The organism is Stenotrophomonas veracruzanensis (assembly GCF_032911525.1).
Taxonomy (GTDB): Bacteria; Pseudomonadota; Gammaproteobacteria; order Xanthomonadales; family Xanthomonadaceae; genus Stenotrophomonas; species Stenotrophomonas africana.
The window spans coordinates 180,686-197,816 of sequence record NZ_JAWJTI010000004.1 but is presented as its reverse complement, the minus strand read 5'-3'; the positions used below and the strand labels follow the sequence as shown (position 1 = coordinate 197,816).

At 66.6% G+C, this 17,131-nt stretch carries 18 protein-coding genes; 11 read left to right on the top strand and 7 right to left on the bottom strand.

The genetic code is table 11. The features are described 5' to 3' along the window. Window positions 1-145: 145 nt before the first annotated feature. Window positions 146-2,575, bottom strand: coding sequence for a DUF3772 domain-containing protein (locus R1H25_RS05795; RefSeq protein WP_317223016.1), 2,430 nt, complete (start codon window positions 2,573-2,575; stop codon window positions 146-148). Between the two features lie 373 nt (window positions 2,576-2,948). Further along, window positions 2,949-3,197, bottom strand: a complete 249-nt coding sequence (locus tag R1H25_RS05790; RefSeq protein ID WP_049422925.1) for a hypothetical protein — start codon at window positions 3,195-3,197, stop codon at window positions 2,949-2,951. Between the two features lie 182 nt (window positions 3,198-3,379). On the opposite strand from R1H25_RS05790, the gene R1H25_RS05785 reads away from it, so the two are divergent. The 3 genes from R1H25_RS05785 to R1H25_RS05775 all read left to right on the top strand — a co-directional run bounded on the left by R1H25_RS05785 (window position 3,380) and on the right by R1H25_RS05775 (window position 5,702). Further along, on the top strand, window positions 3,380-3,874 hold the full coding sequence (locus R1H25_RS05785; RefSeq protein WP_317223015.1) for a lipocalin family protein: 495 nt from the start codon (window positions 3,380-3,382) through the stop codon (window positions 3,872-3,874). Window positions 3,875-3,887: 13 nt separating this feature from the next. Next, window positions 3,888-5,096 carry an FAD-dependent oxidoreductase gene (locus R1H25_RS05780; protein WP_317223014.1) on the top strand — a complete coding sequence of 403 codons (1,209 nt, stop codon included), beginning with the start codon at window positions 3,888-3,890 and terminating at the stop codon, window positions 5,094-5,096. 126 nt (window positions 5,097-5,222) lie between these two features. Further along, on the top strand, window positions 5,223-5,702 hold the full coding sequence (locus R1H25_RS05775; protein WP_057501825.1) for a hypothetical protein: 480 nt from the start codon (window positions 5,223-5,225) through the stop codon (window positions 5,700-5,702). 127 nt (window positions 5,703-5,829) lie between these two features. Here R1H25_RS05775 and R1H25_RS05770 read toward each other — a convergent pair whose 3' ends face one another. Next, a complete protein-coding gene (locus tag R1H25_RS05770) occupies window positions 5,830-6,264 on the bottom strand; it encodes a PepSY domain-containing protein (protein ID WP_049445472.1) in 435 nt (144 codons plus the stop codon). A 150-nt stretch (window positions 6,265-6,414) separates the two neighbouring features. Between R1H25_RS05770 and R1H25_RS05765 the strand changes: the two genes are divergently transcribed. From R1H25_RS05765 to R1H25_RS05755, 3 genes are read left to right on the top strand one after another with little or no spacing between them, the layout of a single operon-like run. Then, entirely contained in the window at window positions 6,415-6,705 is a 291-nt protein-coding gene (locus R1H25_RS05765) for a PepSY domain-containing protein (protein ID WP_049445473.1), read from the top strand. Further along, the gene (locus R1H25_RS05760; protein ID WP_049445475.1) at window positions 6,705-7,364 is read left to right on the top strand and encodes a response regulator transcription factor; all 660 of its coding nucleotides are present in this window, start codon (window positions 6,705-6,707) and stop codon (window positions 7,362-7,364) included. Before R1H25_RS05765 ends, R1H25_RS05760 begins: the two co-directional genes overlap by 1 nt. After that, on the top strand, window positions 7,361-8,680 hold the full coding sequence (locus R1H25_RS05755; RefSeq protein ID WP_317223013.1) for a HAMP domain-containing sensor histidine kinase: 1,320 nt from the start codon (window positions 7,361-7,363) through the stop codon (window positions 8,678-8,680). The genes R1H25_RS05760 and R1H25_RS05755 overlap by 4 nt, the downstream gene beginning before the upstream one ends. 543 nt (window positions 8,681-9,223) lie before the next feature. On the opposite strand, the gene R1H25_RS05750 is transcribed toward R1H25_RS05755, so the two are convergent. After that, window positions 9,224-9,544, bottom strand: coding sequence for a DUF6122 family protein (locus R1H25_RS05750; RefSeq protein WP_005411369.1), 321 nt, complete (start codon window positions 9,542-9,544; stop codon window positions 9,224-9,226). Between the two features lie 43 nt (window positions 9,545-9,587). Further along, complete coding sequence (gene speA / locus R1H25_RS05745; RefSeq protein WP_012512349.1) at window positions 9,588-11,477, bottom strand: arginine decarboxylase; 1,890 nt, start codon at window positions 11,475-11,477, stop codon at window positions 9,588-9,590. 191 nt (window positions 11,478-11,668) lie between these two features. Here speA and speE point away from each other — a divergent pair, with 191 nt between their 5' ends. Further along, on the top strand, window positions 11,669-12,520 hold the full coding sequence (speE, locus tag R1H25_RS05740) for a polyamine aminopropyltransferase (RefSeq protein ID WP_032127130.1): 852 nt from the start codon (window positions 11,669-11,671) through the stop codon (window positions 12,518-12,520). A 155-nt stretch (window positions 12,521-12,675) separates the two neighbouring features. On the opposite strand, the gene R1H25_RS05735 is transcribed toward speE, so the two are convergent. Beyond that, on the bottom strand, window positions 12,676-13,581 hold the full coding sequence (locus tag R1H25_RS05735) for an aspartyl/asparaginyl beta-hydroxylase domain-containing protein (protein WP_024957655.1): 906 nt from the start codon (window positions 13,579-13,581) through the stop codon (window positions 12,676-12,678). A 138-nt stretch (window positions 13,582-13,719) separates the two neighbouring features. Between R1H25_RS05735 and R1H25_RS05730 the strand changes: the two genes are divergently transcribed. Continuing rightward, a complete protein-coding gene (locus tag R1H25_RS05730) occupies window positions 13,720-14,757 on the top strand; it encodes an alpha/beta hydrolase (protein WP_317223012.1) in 1,038 nt (345 codons plus the stop codon). A gap of 198 nt (window positions 14,758-14,955) precedes the next feature. After that, window positions 14,956-15,615: an RIO1 family regulatory kinase/ATPase gene (locus R1H25_RS05725; protein WP_317223011.1), complete on the top strand. Its 660-nt coding sequence runs from the start codon at window positions 14,956-14,958 to the stop codon at window positions 15,613-15,615. Window positions 15,616-15,780: 165 nt separating this feature from the next. Here R1H25_RS05725 and R1H25_RS05720 read toward each other — a convergent pair whose 3' ends face one another. Next, complete coding sequence (locus R1H25_RS05720) at window positions 15,781-16,119, bottom strand: P-II family nitrogen regulator (protein ID WP_005411374.1); 339 nt, start codon at window positions 16,117-16,119, stop codon at window positions 15,781-15,783. A gap of 155 nt (window positions 16,120-16,274) precedes the next feature. Here R1H25_RS05720 and R1H25_RS05715 point away from each other — a divergent pair, with 155 nt between their 5' ends. Both R1H25_RS05715 and arr read left to right on the top strand, forming a co-directional pair. After that, window positions 16,275-16,526, top strand: a complete 252-nt coding sequence (locus R1H25_RS05715; protein ID WP_049456468.1) for an accessory factor UbiK family protein — start codon at window positions 16,275-16,277, stop codon at window positions 16,524-16,526. 127 nt (window positions 16,527-16,653) lie between these two features. After that, entirely contained in the window at window positions 16,654-17,088 is a 435-nt protein-coding gene (gene arr / locus R1H25_RS05710; protein ID WP_317223010.1) for an NAD(+)--rifampin ADP-ribosyltransferase, read from the top strand. The last annotated feature ends 43 nt before the right edge of the window (window positions 17,089-17,131 follow it).

Genomic DNA, 17,131 nt, shown 5'->3' with positions numbered 1-17,131 from the left:
CGGCTGCCAAGCCTACAGGGACGTACTTGCGGCGCCCCCGCACTCCGACACCGCCTCGCCAAAACACGGAATGCCCGCCGTTGCCGTTGCCGTTGCCGTTGCTTCGGCTCGTAGCGAGTGCAGGGCGCAGCCCTGCAAAAACCCCCTACTCCTGCGGATCGCGTGTGATGTGGATGTCAGTCGGGGTCGACAGCGGAATATTCCGCTCCGCCAGTATCTGCAGCAGGCTGAAATACAGATCGCTGCGGGTGGCGTAGACCTGCCGCGGGCTGGCCACGTACGCGAAACTGTTGATGGTGATCTGGCCACCGGCAATGCTGTCGATGTAGACCGTTGGCGCCGGCTGCTTCAGCACGTTGGTGTGCGCGGTGTACGCATCCAGCAGCGCCTGCCGCAGATTGCCGACGTCGGTGCTGGGCGGCACCGCGAACTGGATCTGTATGCGACCTTGGTTGTTGCCCATCGTCATGTTGCGCACGGTCTTGGTGACCAGCTCGGAGTTGGGCACGATCAGGGTCGACTTGTCACCCACCTGGATCTCGGTCGAGCGAAGGCTGATGCGGCGGATGTCGCCCTCCTGATCCCCCAGCTTCACCCAGTCGCCGATCTTCACCGGGCGCTCGGCCAGAAGGATCAGGCCGGAGACGAAGTTCTGGGTGATCACCTGCAGGCCGAAACCAATACCCACCGACAGCGCACTGACCAACAACGCGAGCTTGCTCAGCTGCAGGCCCATGGCCGACAGCGCCCAGATCACCGCGATGATGATGCCCACATAGCGGGCAACCGTACTGACCGAATTGCGTGCGCCCAGGTCCAGTTCTGTCTTGGGCAGATAGGTGTCGGTCAGCCAGCGCTGCACCAGCTGGGTGATCGCCAGACCGGCCAGCAGAACCAGCACCGCCAGCACGATGCGCACCGGCTCCAGCTTGGTTCCGCCTACATCGAATCCAGAGGTAAACAACGACGAGAACCGCTCCACCACCGCGCCGATGTTGCCGAACGGTGCCACCAGCGCCAGCAGCGTGATCAGCACAACGATGGTACGCAGCGCCGCCGACAGCAGCACGCCGGCCTGTTCCAGACGCGACACGCTCAGGCCAGTGCTGAGCAGGATGGTCTGGCCCATCTTGCTGTCCGCGTTGAGCATCCACGTGCTCAGGTCATCAACGAACTTGAACAGCAGTGTCGCTGCCAGCACTACGATGCTGCCGCCGATCAGCTGCTGGTTCACGAACTTGGCGAAATTCAGGTAGCCCAGCAACGTTGCAACGATGGCGGCCACTACTGCGACATTGCCCGCCACGCGTGCCAATACCAGCCAACTGCTGCGGCGCACCGGCGTGGCCGCGCCCACGCCATCGGCCTGCGCCTCCAGCTTGGCCTCGGCTTCGGCGGTCTGCCGGCGATGCAGGCGCGCCAAGGTTACCAGCATGGCCATGATCAGGCCGAGGTAGGTCAGCGCAATCAAGCCGTCCAGCGCCACAGTGGTGACGTCGCTGGTACGCGTGGCCTGATCGAGGGCGACCAGCACCGTGCTCAGCCAGGCCAGCGCGGCCGCGCCCCAAGCGTACTTGCGCAACTTGAGTGCGGCGGTGTCATCCAGGTTCAGCAACCGCCATGACGGGCGCTTGGGCACCAGCATGCAGGCGCTGAGTGCGGCGATGAAGGCGGCGCGGAAGGTTGCAGTCTCCAAGCCGTCGGCCACCACCTGCAGGCGCGGCGCGATGGCATCGATGGCATCCAGCGCCGCCATCAGCACCACAACGGCATAGCCGGGCAACAGCGTGCCCACCAGCAACAGCCACATGGCCAAACCGGAGCGGCGCAGGCGACCGTCCGGCGCACGCTCGGAGGCTGCGAACCCGCGGCCCAGCCGGCGCAGCCACAGCCGAAGCGGGAACATCATCACCAGCGCAGCGATCAGGCCCAGCAATGGTGTGCCCCAGCCATTGGCCCGGACACCAGCGACAAACGTGTCGCGCCCCTGCTCGGCCAACGGCGCGACGCGTGCGATATCGATCGGCAGGCGCTCGGCCACCTTGCTCCACAGTGCAGGCGACAACGGCGAGGCTACCTTCTGGCCCAGCTCCTCGGTCCGTTGCGCGGCGCGTTGCTGGTCGATGTCGGTTGCCAGCTGCTGGGCACGCACGGCACTGGTCTTGGCCTGCGCCACCGACGCGGCCAGGCCGTCGCGCTGCTTGGTGATGGTGCGTCGCTGCGCTGCCAGTTCCGGCGGCTCGGCAGTGCCTTCCGCAGGCGTACCCAGCTGCGCCAGCTGTTCGTCGAGGCGAACCAGCTGTGGCTGCAGCGCCTTTTCCAGCGCCTCAGCATCACGCCGCGCCTGCGAGGCATTCTCGGACAGCATGGCCAGCGTCTCGATGGCCTCTGCATCGCCACGCTTGCGCTCGACCTCCTTCAGTCTCGAATCGATATCCGCCAACTGCTGCTTTGGCGTGGGGTCCTCATCCTGTGCCAGCACCGGCGCGGACAGCAGGAAGGCAGTGCACAGCAGCAGGGCAAGCCAAGGCCCCCGTGCACGGATCGATCGCAGGAAAGAAGACACGCCAGCCACACCGGTTCGCGCGGACCACCGCGCCTGCGCGCGACTATACGGCAGAGACGGTAAAGGGCGGATGGGGGCGCAGAGGACCACACCCACCGCGATGGGAGCTTCGACGGGGTAATGGCGGCGGGGTGATGCCGCTGGGCGGTCACGACTCGGCGATGACGGCCTGGCGATTGCGGCGGGGTGATCGTTGCCGGGCGAATCGACGGGGTAGAGTCGACTGTTAGTCGACTATCGCGCGCAGCGCGGGCTTTGCACAGCGTCCAGCGAAGAGCAGTCGACCAACAGTCGACTCTACCCCGTCGGTTTGCTCCGTCGATTCGCCCGGTCAATTCACCCAGCCCGCGTTCACGCGCGCCCGCACGCCACGCCGGCGAAATCAGTACTTCAGGCGCAGCTCTTCCACGGCCGGCTGCTGCAGCGCGTACCAGTCCTGGAACTCTTCCTCGGTGATCTCATCGGGCGCGTACACCGCCACCGGGTGCCAGTCGTGGTCGGTCGGCAACGGCTGGCGCGGGCCGGCACGCAGGCTGTAGGCCACGCCTTCATAGTCGACCAGGTCATCGACCTGCGGCCACTGTTCGCGTGCGAACGCGGATTCACTCTTCAACAGGATCACCTGGTACATCGGCACCTCCACCTCGGTTGGATCAGGAAAACACGGCGCTGGCTGCAGGATACCGCCACGCCGGTAACAACGGGCGCTCCGCCGGGGCGACGGAACGTTCTGGACACGGCCATCGCCCCGGCTTCACCCGCCCATGGCGAGGCCATCGGCATCGTGGAGGCCCACCCCTGCCACGATCACCGATGACCGACCATCCGCCGCTGAAAACCGTCGCTGACCTCAAGCTGCCCCGCTACCTGGGCACCTGGTACGAGATCGCACGCCTGCCGATGCGCCATGAACCGGAAGGCTGCACCGACGTGTCAGCGCACTACAGCCTGCTCGACAACGGCAACGTGGGCGTCACCAACCGCTGCCGTATGGGCGGCGAGGTCGAGGAAGCCACCGGCGAGGCCTGCGCCATCGACAACGACAGCGCGCGCCTGGAGGTGAGTTTCCTGCCCAAGGGCCTGCGCTGGTTGCCGTTCGCCAAGGGCGACTACTGGGTGATCCAGGTCGCGCCGGACTACAGCGTGTCGCTGGTCGGCAGCCCGGATCGCAAGTACCTGTGGCTGCTGGCCCGCGAACCGCAGCTGGACGCCACCGTGCAGGACCATTATCTGGCCACCGCCCGCCTGCAGGGCTTCGATCTGTCCGAACTGATCCAGACCCCGCACACCGGCCGCCCCACCGCCTGAGCACCGCACGACCATGGACCTGAAGAGTGGCTACCCGTGGTGGGCGGTACGCAATGGATTGATCCACGCCTTCCCACCGTTGGAAAACGACCTGCGCTGCGACGTGCTGGTGGTCGGCGGCGGCATCACCGGTGCGCTGATCGCCGACGAACTGTCCCAGCATGGCCACGACGTCGCCCTGATCGAGCAGCGCGACATCGGCTGGGGCAGCACGGCTGCCAGCACGGCGCTGCTGCAGTACGAAATCGATACCCATCTGCTGGAACTGGCCCAGCGCTACGGCCAGGACGCCGCCGCGCTTGCCTACCGGGCGTGTGCCGAGGCCATCCCGGCCCTGGGAGAGGTCGCTCGCGGGTTGAAGGACGTGGATTTCCAGCGCATGGACAGCCTGTACCTGGCCAGCCGCCATCGCGACGTGCCGCGCCTGATGGCCGAGGGTGAGGCCAGGCGCAGCATCGGCCTGGACGCACGTTGGCTCGGCCCGGAGGCACTGCAGGAGCGCTTCGACGTGGACGCCGGTGGTGCCCTGCTCACGCGCCAGGCGGCGCGGGTCGATCCGTATCGGCTGACCTATGCGCTGCTGCAGCGCCTGCGTCGGCGCGGCGGGCATGTGCATGACCGCACGGTGCTGCACAGCCTCGACGCCACTGCGCGTGGGGTGACCGCCCGTACCGAAGACGGTGCCACCATCCGCGCCCGCCACGTGGTGCTGGCCATGGGCTATGCCAACCAGCGCTGGCTCGATCAGCGGGTTGCGCGCAACCGCAGCAGCTACGCGTTCATTACCGATCCCATCGATGCAGACGTGCTGGGCCGCCTGCAGCGCACGATGGTGTGGGAAAGCGCACGCCCGTACCTGTACCTGCGCGCCACCGGCGAGCGCCGCCTGCTGGTGGGCGGGCTGGACGACGCCGTCGACATCCCCGCCCGCCGCGACCGGCGCGTTCAGGGCAAGGCCGACAAGCTGATGAAACAGCTGCGGCACTGGTTCCCGCGCCTTGATCCGATACCCGCCTTCTCCTGGGCCGGTACCTTCGCCGAAACGGCGGACGGCCTGCCGTTCTTCGGCCCGCACGATCAGTGGGGGCCGCGGGTGCACTTCGCCATGGCCTACGGCGGCAACGGCATCACCTACTCGATGATCGGCGCGAAGCTGCTGCGGGCCGGGATCGAGCGGCGGGCGCATCCGCTGGCGGGGCTGTTCGGGTTCGGGCGGTTGTAGCCTGCAGCCAAGCATGGCCTGGCTCTACCTCGTGCGGGCGCCGACAGGCATCATTCAAGCAGCCCCTGCTAGCGTCGGCCTGTACCGCCGCGTGTTGCGTGGCCACCTGTCCGCTGGAGCGCTGTCATGATCCGCCCCCTGACCCTGCTGCTGTGCCTGGCCCTGCCGGGAACCGTGCTGGCCCAGTCCGCTGCCGGCGCGACCGCGCCACAGGCGACCGGCCTGGATCTGTCGCTGCCGCAGGCACCCATGCGCTATCTGAATGACCCGACCCTGCAGCAGGACCCGCCGGGCACGTACTACGGCGACAAGAGCGGCCCGCGCGTGCACGACGACGCCAAGATCGCCGACGTGACCGACGACAAGGTCAAAGTGTCCGGCAGCTTCACCACCGGCATCGGTTACTCCAAGAACGGCGGCAACAGCCACTACAACGCCGCCACGCTGAACCTGAGCAAGAACTACACCACCGATGAGGGCAAGACCCACGGGGTCAACGTCAACATCCACGTGAGTGAAGGCAAGGGCCCGGGCTTCTTTGGCCCGTATGGCGGCTATTACGGCCGCGGCCCGGGCTGGGATTACCCGCCGCCGTTTGGCTGGTAAGCCCCGCGTCAGGCCTGGGCCGACCAAGGTCGGCCGCTAACGCTGCGTACGCCTGGTAGGTGTCGACCTTGGTCGACACGCTTCTTCCCCGTATGCCGACCAAGGCTGGCACCTACCGGAACGCGAATCAATCCAGCCAGCCATCGCGCTCGCTGTGCAGGATGCGGCCGTCATAACCGCTCAGGCGCACGTCCACCTTCTGGTTGCGGGCATTGCGGGCTTCCAGCGACCACGTCGCACCATCGCGTTCCAGCGAATGGATCTCGCGCAGGCCATGCGCCTGTGCCCGCGCCAGCACCTGCTCGGTGGTCAACAGCGCGCGGCTGCTGTGCTCGTCGAAGATCTCGCCGGTTTTCGGGTCCACGTAAACCTCGCTGAAGCGGCCATCGGCGCGGCTCACGTCGGCCTCCCACAGGCCATCATCGCGTTCGATTTCGTGGATCTGGGTGTAGCCAGCCTTGCGCAGGGTCTGTTCAACCTGGGCCATGCCCAGCGGGGCCGCCTGGGCGGTCGGTGCGATGACCAGCAGGGCAACAGTGGCGAGGGTGAGCGACTTCAACATGGGGGTTCTCCGTTCGTGTTCGTGGCCGGACCATCCCGGCAACGCCACAATGCACCCCGTGGTTAACAGCGCCTTAGCCGCCACTGTTAGCCAGCTGTTAGTCACCCCCGCCACACTCACGCCTGTTCCTACAGCCCGCCCTGTGCACAGATGCTCTCCACCCTGCCCCTGCTGCTGGCCCTGGCCAGCGCCCCGACCGCCGCCGCGTCCGCACAGGACCCGGCGCAGCAGGTCGCGCGCCGCGCGGTACAGCAGGGCCGCTACGTGCCATTGGAAAGCGTGGTGCGCGATGCACTCAAGCGCTACCCCGGCCAGCTGCTGGAGGTAGAGCTGGACGACGGCGTCTACGAAGTGGAGATCCTGCGCGGCGACGGCGTGGTGGTGGAGCTGGACTATGATGCGCGCAGCGGAAAGCTGCTGAAGACGGAGCTGGACGACTGATGCGCATCCTGTTGGCCGAAGACGATGCCGCGCTGGCTCAGCGCCTGTTGCCCCTGCTGGAACAGGCCGGCTACGTGGTGCACGCGGTTGCCGACGGGCGCGAGGCCGAGGAAATCGGCCAGATCGAGGACCTGCAGGCGGCCATCGTCGACCTGGGCCTGCCCGGGCTGGACGGATTGAGCGTGATCGAGCGCTGGCGCGGCAACGGCCGCAGCTTTCCTGTGCTGGTGCTGACCGCGCGCGGGCGCTGGCACGACAAGCTGGCTGGCTTCGATGCCGGCGCCGACGACTACCTGACCAAACCGTTCCAGGCCGACGAGCTGGTGCTGCGCCTGCGCGCCCTGATCCGCCGCAGTCATGGCCATGCCAGCCCGCGCCTGCACTGCGGGCCGCTGCAGCTGGACGTCAACGCCGGCCGCTTCGAACTGGACGGCCAAGCGCTGTCGCTCAGTCCGCAGGAGTTCCGCCTGCTCAGCTACTTCATCCATCACAGCGGCCAGGTCATCGGTCGCGATCGCCTGGGCGAACAGGTGTTCGAGGGCGGCCACGACCCAGATTCCAACGCGCTGGACGTGCTGCTCGGGCGCGTGCGCCGCAAGCTCGGCACCGATCTGATACAAACCGTGCGCGGCCAAGGCTGGCGGTTGGCCGCGCCATGAACAGGCAACGCTCGCTGCGGCGGCGACTGCTGCTGGCCGGCTGCGTCGGCCTGCTGCTGGTCTCGCTGCTGGCCAGCGCGCTGCTGGGCGAACTGTTCAAGCGCAGCGCGCGTGACCGCCTCGACCACGAACTGCAGCAGGACATGCTGACCCTGCTGGCGCAGGCCGAAGTGGATGCGGACGGACAGCTGCGCCTGCGCCAGGAACCGAATGACGCGCGCTTCCAGCGTGTGTTCTCCGGCGCCTACTGGCAGATCGCCGGTGCCGATGGCCGCGTGCTGCTGCAGTCGCGCTCGCTGTGGGATGAAACCCTGCCGGCGCCGGCTACCGGGCCGGCCACGCGCAATCTGCCCGGACCGATGCAGCAATCCCTGCGCGCACGCGTGCAGCAGGTGCGCCTGCCACGTGCCAGTGAGCCATTCGTGGCGGTGGTTGCCACCGACCGCAGTGCGCTGGATGCGGATGTGGCCGCGTTCCGAAAGCGCACCGCCATTGCCCTGGGCTTGCTGGTCGCGGCGTGGCTGGCGGTACTGGCCAGCCAGGTGCACTTCGGATTGCGTCCGCTGCATCGCCTCGGTGCACAGCTGGAACGGGTGCGCCGCGGCGACGCGCAGCGCATCGAGACGCAGGAACTGGGCGCGGAAGTCGCACCGCTGGGTGAAGAACTCAATGCGCTGCTGGACCACCAGCAACGCATGGTCGCGCGCGCGCGGACCAGCGCGCAGGATCTGGCACATGCGCTGAAGACCCCGCTGAGCGTATTGGCCACCGAAGCTGACAGCGACGGCACGCACTGGCGTGCCACCGTGCGCGAGCAGAGTGCGCGCATGCAGGCCAGTGTCGACCGTTATCTGGCTGCAGGGTTGGCCGCAGACCATCGCCAGCGCACCAACGTGGCCGCTGTCGCGCAGGCGCTGTGCCGGCTGATGGCACGGGTGCATGGCGAGCGCGGCATTGCGTTCACGGCGGAAGGCATCGAGCCGGCGCTGCAGTTCGCCGGTGCCAGTGCGGATCTGGAAGAGATGCTGGGCAATCTGCTGGACAACGCCGGGCGATGGGCACGGCAGCAGGTCAGCGTCGGCGCTGACATCCATGAAGGGCAGCTGCGCATAGACGTGCGTGACGACGGCCCCGGTCTTGCGGCAGAGGCGCTGGCGCGGGTGGTGCAGCGTGGCGTGCGGCTGGATGAGCGCGAAGGCAGCAGTGGGCTGGGGTTGGCGATCGTGGGCGATATCGCCGCCAGCTACGGCGGGCGGTTGGCGCTGGAGAATGCGCAGCCGGGATTGCGGGCCACGTTGTGGTTGCCGGTGGCGTGAGGCGGCCAACCTGACGGCGGGTAGTACCGGCCGCTGGCCGGCAACCACGTGGTCACCGGGAACGCCGTTCGCCGTGCATCCGGTAGGTGTCGACCTTGGTCGACACGCATCAAAAGCGCCGACCAAGGTCGGCATCTACCAAAGCAGTACATCAATTCCGTCGGCCATCGCGCCCCCGGTAGGTGTCGACCTTGGCCAACCCAACGGCGGGTAGTGCCGGCCGCTGGCCGGCAACCACGTGATCACCGGGAACGCCGGTCGCCGTGCACCCGGTAGGTGTCGACCTTGGTCGACACGCATCAAAAGCGCCGACCAAGGTCGGCATCCACCAAAGCAGTGCATCGGTTCCGTCGGCCATCGTGCACCCGGTAGGTGTCGACCTTGGCCAACCCAACGGCGGGTAGTGCCGGCCGCTGGCCGGCAACCACGTGATCACCGGGAACACCCTGCGGAAGCCGGCCAGCGGCCGGCTCTACCAAGCGCCAACCCGACCGGTCGCCGTGCTCCCGGTAGGTGTCGACCTTGGTCGACACGCACCCAGCATCAACGGTGATGCATCCACCAGCAATCAATCGCGTCCAGCACGATGTGGATGATCAAACCGATGCCGAACAACCGCGTTTTCTTCGGCACGCACAGCCCCGCATAGACCGCGATGGCCGGTGCAGTGTGCAGCGGATGGAACCCGATACTGCAGCGGTTCGGTGCATAGATCGGATCGGCCAGCAGGTGGTCCAGATCGATGATCCAGCCCAGCAGCATCAGCAGCCACGCCGAGGCGAAGCGCTTGCGCCAGAACAGCCATGCCAGCAGGGCTGGCACGGCGGCATGCAGGAACAGGTGGAAGATCGCGCGCGCGCTCATCGGGGCCGGTAGCGCCGGGCCAGGCCCGGCGTTCCCGTTGACCTCACACCAGCGGTTCGTCGGACAGGTAGGTATAACCGGTCAGGCCGGCTTCCAGCGCCTCCGACAACTCCTGCGCGCGTTCCGGCGACAGCTGCGCCTCGGCCACGCGCTGCGCATAGGTCGCACGCAGCTCGTCCAGGCGGTAACCCACGTAATCCAGCATCACGTCGGTGGTGTCACCACGGCGCTGCTGGGTGATGGCGTAGCCATCGGCATCGGCCAGCACTTCCACCGCGTCGGTATCGCCGAACAGGTTGTGGATGTCGCCCAGGATTTCCTGGTAGGCGCCGACCATGAAGAAGCCGATGCGGTAGCTCTCGCCCGGCTTCATCTTGTGCAGCGGCAGCGAGCTGTCCAGGCTCTCGTTCTCGACATAGGTTTCCACCATGCCGTCCGAGTCGCAGGTCATGTCGGCGATGATGCCGCGGCGGTCCGGGGTTTCGTCCAGGCGCTCGATCGGCACGATCGGGAACACCTGGTCGATTGCCCACACGTCCGGGATCGATTCGAACACGCTGAAGTTGACGAAGTACTTGTCGACCAGGCGCTCGTTCAGTTCGTCCAGCACCGGGCGGTGGCTCTTCTCGTCGTAGCTCAGGCGCGCACGCACGCCGTGGGCGATGGCGTAGAACAGATCGTCGATGCGCGCACGCTGCGGCAGGTCGATCTGGCCCAGCGCGTAGCTGGCCAGGCCTTCAGCGTGGAAATGCTGCGCTTCCTGGAACAGTTCCACCGCCGGGCGCACGTCCAGCTCGTCGTGGATCTCACGCAGGTGGCGGATCGCTGCCGGCTCGTCGTCGTGCTGGTCCGGCACGCGCCCTTCCTGCGCTTCTTCCACTTCCGACACGTTGGCGATCAGCACCGCGTGGTGCGCGGTCATCGCGCGGCCGCACTCGGTCACGATGCGCGGCGGGGTCAGGCCGAACTCTTCGCAGGCATTGGCCAGCGGCTGCACGATGTTGCTGGCGTAGGAATGCAGGCCGTAGTTGATCGAGCAGAAGCTGCGCGAACGGGTGCCTTCATAGTCCACGCCCAGGCCACCGCCCACATCGACGTGGGTGATCTTCGCGCCCAGGCGCGACAGCTCCACGAAGTAGCGGGTGGCTTCGCGCATGCCGTTGGCGATGTCGCGCACGTTGGAGATCTGCGAGCCCATGTGGAAGTGCAGCAGGTTCAGGCAGTCGGCGTACTCGGTGTCACGCAGCGACTTCCACAGGTCCAGCAGCTGGCGCGGCGACAGGCCGAACTTGGCCTTGTCGCCACCGCTGTTCTGCCACTTGCCGGCGCCCAGCGAGGCCAGGCGCATGCGCACGCCCAGGCCCGGCTTCACGTCCAGCGCCTTGGACTCTTCCAGCACCAGCTTCAGCTCGGACGGCTTCTCGATGACGATGAAGGTCTGCAGGCCCAGCTTGCGGCCGATCAGGGCCAGGCGGATGTACTCGCGGTCCTTGTAGCCGTTGCAGACGATCAGGCCACCCGGGCGCGACAGCGCCAGCACGGCCATCAGCTCGGGCTTGCTGCCCGCTTCAAGGCCGAAGCCTTCGCCGTGGTGGCTGGCCAAGGTGCCGGCCACGCCGCGGGTCTGATTGACCTTGATCGGGTACACGGCGGTGTAGCCGCCGCTGTACTCCCAGTCCTGCTGGGCCTGGCCGAAGGCTGCCTGCAGCTTGCCCAGGCGCTGGCCGAGGATGTCCGGGAAGCGCACCAGCAGCGGCAGCTTGGCGCCGGCCGCGCGCGCCGCATCGACCACCTTGGGCAGCGACACCACCGGGCCGTCCGCCCCGGTCGGTCTCACCACCATGTGCCCGGCCTGATCCACGTCGAAGTAACCGTCCGCCCAATGCGGGATCGAGTAGGTCTTGCGGGCTTGGTCGAGGGACCAATCGGTCATTTCAGTCGGCCTTGTTGGCAATAAAAGGGGGGGCATGATAACGCCTATATGCCCACAGGTTCGTTATCATGCGCGCCCGCGCCCGTGACAGGTTCCAACCTGAACAGGCCGATCCGTCCGGATGTGGCATCTGTGCCACGCGGCCCCGCCCGCCAGCCCGGCTCCACCTCTCCGAACAGGACTGTTTTCAAATGACTGACAGCAACAACTGGTACATCGAGCACTTCGAGCGCACCGGCTCGGCCATCGGCTACCGCATCACCGGCAAGCTGGACGAGGTGCAGTCGCCGTTCCAGAAGATCGAGATCTTCCAGACCACCGACTGGGGCAACCTGATGACCATCGACGGGGCCATCATGCTGACCAGCAAGGACAACTTCTTCTACCACGAGATGATCAGCCACCCGGTGCTGTTCACCCACGCCGCGCCCAAGCGCGTGGTGATCATCGGTGGCGGCGACTGCGGCACCCTGCGCGAAGTGCTCAAGCACACCGGCGTGGAGAGCGTGACCCAGTGCGACATCGACGAGCAGGTCACGGTGATGGCGCGCAAGCACTTCCCGGAACTGTGCGACTCCAACGACGACGCCCGCGCCGAGCTGCTGTTCGACGACGGCGTGGCCTACATGGCCAACTGCCCGGCGGGCAGCGTGGACGTGGTGATCGTGGATTCGACCGACCCGGTCGGCCCGGGCGAAGGCCTGTTCAACAAAGCCTTCTACGAGAGCTGCTTCAAGGCCCTGAAGGACGACGGCATCCTGGTGCAGCAGTCCGAGTCGCCGCTGATGCAGCTGGACCTGATCAACGAAATGCGCACCGAGATGGGCAAGGCCGGCTTCGGCTCGTTCAAGACCCTGCCGTTCCCGCAGCCGTGCTACCCCACCGGCTGGTGGAGCGTGACCATGGCGCGCAAGGGCGACAGCAGCTTCGACTTCCGCCAGGCCGACTCGGCCGCCAAGACCTTCAACACCCTGTACTACACCGCCGCGCTGCACACCGGCGTGCTGGTGACCCCGCCGTTCGTGCAGGCGGCATTGAAGTAAGGCGGGCCGACCAACGGTCGGCATCCACCAATGCAAAAGAAAAACCCGCGCTGGCGACAGCGCGGGTTTTCTGCTTTCTGTAGAGCCGAGCCATGCTCGGCTGCTCTTCGGACAGGTTGCGATAGATCAAGCCGAGCATGGGCTCGGCTCTACAGTTACAGCGCCCAGATACCGGCGATCACCGCCACCACCAGGCCCCACTTGATCAGCTGGTAGGCCACCACGCTGCGCTCGCGCAGTGCCTTGGCTTTCAGGCGCACCTTGTAGACGCTGCCGAAGGCCTTGTTGACGCCACCGGTCGGGTCACCCGGCAGGTTCGGCGATGCACCACCGGCCAACAGCGTAGCCGCCACCGCACGGTTGAACAGCCCCGGCAGGCCGAAGCGCAGCGGGCGGGCGATATCGCAGAACAGGATCACGCGGTCATCGGGCGTCTCGTTGTGTGCGTGGTGGATGTAGGTCTCGTCGAACATCATCCACTCGCCATCGCGCCAGCTCTTCTTGATGCCGTCCACTTCGATGTAGCAGCCGTCGTTGTTCGGCGTAGCCAGGCCCAGGTGCAGGCGCAGCGAACCGGCGAACGGGTCGCGGTGCGGACGCAGCTCGCTGCCCGACGGCAGCTGCGCGAACATCGCCGCACGCACGTCCGGCAGCGACTCCAGCAACGCCGTGGTCTTGGGGCACATCGCCTTGGCCGACGGGTGCGACGGGCCGTACCACTTCAGGTAGAAGCGCTTCCAGCCACGGCGGAAGAACGAATTGAAGCCAGCATCATTGAACGTGCTGGAGGCAGCGATCTTCTGTGCATCGCGCAGCGCCAGCGCCTCGTCGCGGATCATCTGCCAGTTCTGGCGCAGCGGCTCCAGCTGCGGGAACTCCTTGGCCGGGTCCAGGAACGGCGTGGTCGGCACCTTCGAGAACATGTACATGACCACGTTGATCGGGGCCATGAAACTGGAATGGTCCAGCAGCTGGCGCGACCAGCGCGCGCGGACCTTGCCACGGAAGTGGATGTACAGCACGCAGGCGACGAACAGCGCTGCAATGACGATTTTGATGATCAAAGCACTTTCCTCCAGCCGCGGCCGGAACGGGAATCGGGGCGATGCACGGCCTGGTGGCCAGCATCGGTAAGGAACGCGGCAGGGAACGGGGACGTGCCGAAGGGTGCGGCCGCCGATGTCGCGAATTAACAGCTTATGGTCGGCAGGCCGTGCGTCGGGGTCAAGTTGCCCGTGCACCCTGTTCAGGGACGCGTTCCTGAACGGCTGGCCTACACTGGCGCGATGACTGCATGCGATGCCGCCCCCTACCCCGCATTGAGCGCCCGCTACGCGGACTTTTTCCCGGGCCAGCCTGCCGCTGCGCCGCACAGCGAGTGCTTCGGCTGGGGCAGCGGCATGCTGCGGGTGGATCGCCACGGGCCACCCGACGCGGGCGTGACCGTCGTTCTGGTGCATGGCGCCGGAGGCTATGGCCGCATGTTCGCGCCACTGGCGGCGGGACTGGCCGCTGCCGGGCATGAAGTGCTGGCGCCTGACCTGCCCGGCTACGGCTTGAGCCCGGCAGCGTGGGAGCACGTCGACTACGGCGCCTGGAAGCGGGCGCTGCTGATTCTGATCGACGCCGAGCAGCAGCGACGGGCACGCCCGATCGTACTGCTCGGCGCGAGCATCGGCGGCTACCTCGCCTATCTGGTGGCTGCCGAATCACCGTGGGTGAGGGGGCTCGTGGTCACCACCCTGGCCGATCCGCGTGACCGGGCAGTGCAGGCTGCTCTGGTCCGCCAATCGTGGATGCGCCTCTTCCTGCCAATGCTGAGGCCAATGAGCCGCGTAACCCGCAACGTGCGCGTGCCGGTTCGCTGGTTCACCCACATGCAGCGGATGTCGCGCGATCCGGCATTGACTGCGCTGGTCTGCGCCGACCCGCTGGGTGGCGGCAACCGCGTCCCCCTCGGTCTGCTGGCGTCGCTGTTCGACACCGCCCCGGCGCTGGAGCCGGAGCAGTTCCAGCGCTGCCCTGTGTTGATGGTGCATCCCGCCTGCGACGACTGGACCCCGGTGTCCATCAGCGATCGCTTCTTCCAACGACTGACCGCGCCGAAGCAACGGGTGCTGCTGGACGGCTGCGGCCACTTCCCCATCGAACAGCCCGGCCTGGACCAACTGCGCGATGCATTGCTGCCGTTCGTCCAGTGCATCGCCACCGGCGTTACGCCCAAGCCATTGACTTAGAAGAAACATCCCCTAAGTGAGACATAATTGTCCGATTCTGTGTGACGAACTGTTCCAGCCACGGCGCCGACATTTCTCCGACAAATCGTGGAATAGCGAACTGGCGAGTACTAAAATTAACAAAACATTAGTACTTCCCCCGCACCACCGGTTCGCTTGACGCTCAGCGCCGCCCACCGGGTCGTCCGAGACCCTGAAATGTACCTCCCTGCTACTCCCCCCTCTTCCTGCGGCGATGACGCCGCGGCGCCGCTGCTGCTCAAGCGCGGCGAGCGTTTCCTGGCCCCCGATGTCTACCGCACCTGCCTGGACGGGCGCGAGGCGGTCATCAAGGACTACTCCCGCTACCGCGGCACCCCCGTTTCGCTGATTGCACGGCTGATGGTGCGCCGTGAAGCACGCATGCTGCAGCGCCTGGGCGGCTGGAAGCATGCCCCCGCACTGCTCGGCACCCTGGGCGGCCTGGCGCTGGGCATGGAGTTCATCCCCGGCCAGACCCTCAGCACCGCGCAGGCCGTTGGCAACGACGTGTTCGAGCAGCTGCAGCACGCGCTCAGCCGCCTGCATGCCGCCGGCATCACCCATAACGACCTGCATGGCACCAACGTGGTGGTGAGCGCCGGCGTGCCGGTGCTGCTGGACTTCACCTCCGCCTGGCGCGTACCCCGCTGGCTGCGCCGCGGCCCGCTGAGCCGGCAGATGCGCCGCAGCGACATGAAGAACCTGCTGAAGATCCGCCAGCGCGTGACCGGCCAGGCGCCGAGTGCCGCGCAGGCCGCACTGGTGGCCGACCCGGGTTGGGTGGCGGCTGTGCGGCAGGGCTGGAAGCGGTTCTACAAATGGGCCAAGCGCCGGTAGGGGGCGAGCTCGCTCGACCGCTTTTCTGTAGAGCCGAGCCGATGCTCGGCTGCCGTTTCGTAGAGTCGAGCTTGCTCGACTGAAGCGCAGGGCAGTCGAGCAAGCTCGACTCTACAAAGAGCAAGCCGAGCATCGGCTCGGCTCTACAACATCCCGCCGAACGGGTTACAACGCGTCCGCGTCCAACTCACCGGTACGAATACGCACCACGCTGCCCAGGTCGTACACGAACACCTTGCCGTCACCAATCTTGCCGGTGCCAGCGGCCTTCACGATGGCCTCAACCACGGCCTCCACCTGGTCATCGGTTACCGCCACTTCCAGCTTCACCTTCGGCAGGAAATCGACCACATACTCCGCGCCGCGGTACAGCTCGGTATGGCCCTTCTGGCGACCAAAGCCCTTCACTTCCGTCACCGTGATCCCGGTAACCCCACGCTCGGCCAGCGCTTCGCGCACGTCGTCGAGCTTGAACGGCTTGATCACCGCCATGACCATCTTCATCGTCTATCTCCTGTCTTCCGGCGTGGAGGATAGCGCCTGAACGCGGCCCGTGCGAAGCCGCTGCGGCCTGTCCGGGCAGTGGGTGCCGGCAGTATCCTTGTGCCCGAATGGCCTGCCCGCGCCGGATGCACGGGCCCACCCCCACGGAGCACCCCATGATCGACCTGAACCACATCGATGACCTCGCCCGTCGCCTCAGCGACCTGGTGCCGCCGGGCCTGCGCGAATCGCGCGAGGAACTGCAGGCCACCTTCAAGAGCGCGCTGCAGGCCGGCCTGGCCAAGCTCGACCTGGTCACCCGCGAAGAGTTCGAAGTACAGCGCGCCGTGCTGCTGAAGACCCGCGAAAAGCTGGACGCACTGGAAACCGCCGTGCGCGAGCTCGAAGGGCGCGGCGCCGCAGAATGAAAAAAAGGAGGCGCACCGCGCCTCCCGTTTACAGATTATTTCCCGGATGGGGCCTTGCAGCAAGGCCCACCGGGCGCCCTAGACTCGCCGGCCTGTCGATCCGGCAGGACACGCAGGGGCAGTGCCTATGGCGCAGGACACCGAATGGACACCCGTTTCGCATGACACCTGCGACCAGGTCGCCGGGCCGTTCTTTCACGGCACCCGCGCTGATCTGGCGGTGGGCGAGTTGCTGAGTGCGGGCTTCCGCTCCAACTATCGCGACAGCGTGGTGATGAACCACATCTACTTCACCACCATTGCCAAGGGCGCCGGGCTGGCTGCGGAGATGGCCCGGGGTGAAGGGCGGCCGCGCGTGTATGTGGTGGAGCCGACCGGGCCGTTTGAAGACGACCCGAATGTGACCAACAAGAAATTTCCCGGGAATCCGACGCGGTCGTATCGGAGTGCGGAGCCGTTGCGGGTGGTTGGGGAGATTGTGGAGTGGGAGCTCTACGACGCGGAGTTTATTCGGCAGTTGAAGGCGTTTGTTGCTTCGGGGAGTGGGGAAATCATTAATTGATGGAAGGAGAGACCCGTGCTTTGGCTGACGGAAGATCAATGCA

Bases quoted from the DNA above. Each gene is read 5' to 3' on its own strand.
- R1H25_RS05790 (WP_049422925.1), bottom strand. From the start codon at position 3,197: ATGTACCAGGTGATCCTGTTGAAGAGTGAATCCGCGTTCGCACGCGAA.
- R1H25_RS05785 (WP_317223015.1), top strand. From the start codon at position 3,380: ATGACCGACCATCCGCCGCTGAAAACCGTCGCTGACCTCAAGCTGCCC.
- R1H25_RS05780 (WP_317223014.1), top strand. From the start codon at position 3,888: ATGGACCTGAAGAGTGGCTACCCGTGGTGGGCGGTACGCAATGGATTG.
- R1H25_RS05775 (WP_057501825.1), top strand. From the start codon at position 5,223: ATGATCCGCCCCCTGACCCTGCTGCTGTGCCTGGCCCTGCCGGGAACC.
- R1H25_RS05770 (WP_049445472.1), bottom strand. From the start codon at position 6,264: ATGTTGAAGTCGCTCACCCTCGCCACTGTTGCCCTGCTGGTCATCGCA.
- R1H25_RS05765 (WP_049445473.1), top strand. From the start codon at position 6,415: ATGCTCTCCACCCTGCCCCTGCTGCTGGCCCTGGCCAGCGCCCCGACC.
- R1H25_RS05760 (WP_049445475.1), top strand. From the start codon at position 6,705: ATGCGCATCCTGTTGGCCGAAGACGATGCCGCGCTGGCTCAGCGCCTG.
- R1H25_RS05755 (WP_317223013.1), top strand. From the start codon at position 7,361: ATGAACAGGCAACGCTCGCTGCGGCGGCGACTGCTGCTGGCCGGCTGC.
- R1H25_RS05750 (WP_005411369.1), bottom strand. From the start codon at position 9,544: ATGAGCGCGCGCGCGATCTTCCACCTGTTCCTGCATGCCGCCGTGCCA.
- speA (WP_012512349.1), bottom strand. From the start codon at position 11,477: ATGACCGATTGGTCCCTCGACCAAGCCCGCAAGACCTACTCGATCCCG.
- speE (WP_032127130.1), top strand. From the start codon at position 11,669: ATGACTGACAGCAACAACTGGTACATCGAGCACTTCGAGCGCACCGGC.
- R1H25_RS05730 (WP_317223012.1), top strand. From the start codon at position 13,720: ATGGTCGGCAGGCCGTGCGTCGGGGTCAAGTTGCCCGTGCACCCTGTT.
- R1H25_RS05725 (WP_317223011.1), top strand. From the start codon at position 14,956: ATGTACCTCCCTGCTACTCCCCCCTCTTCCTGCGGCGATGACGCCGCG.
- R1H25_RS05720 (WP_005411374.1), bottom strand. From the start codon at position 16,119: ATGAAGATGGTCATGGCGGTGATCAAGCCGTTCAAGCTCGACGACGTG.
- R1H25_RS05715 (WP_049456468.1), top strand. From the start codon at position 16,275: ATGATCGACCTGAACCACATCGATGACCTCGCCCGTCGCCTCAGCGAC.
- arr (WP_317223010.1), top strand. From the start codon at position 16,654: ATGGCGCAGGACACCGAATGGACACCCGTTTCGCATGACACCTGCGAC.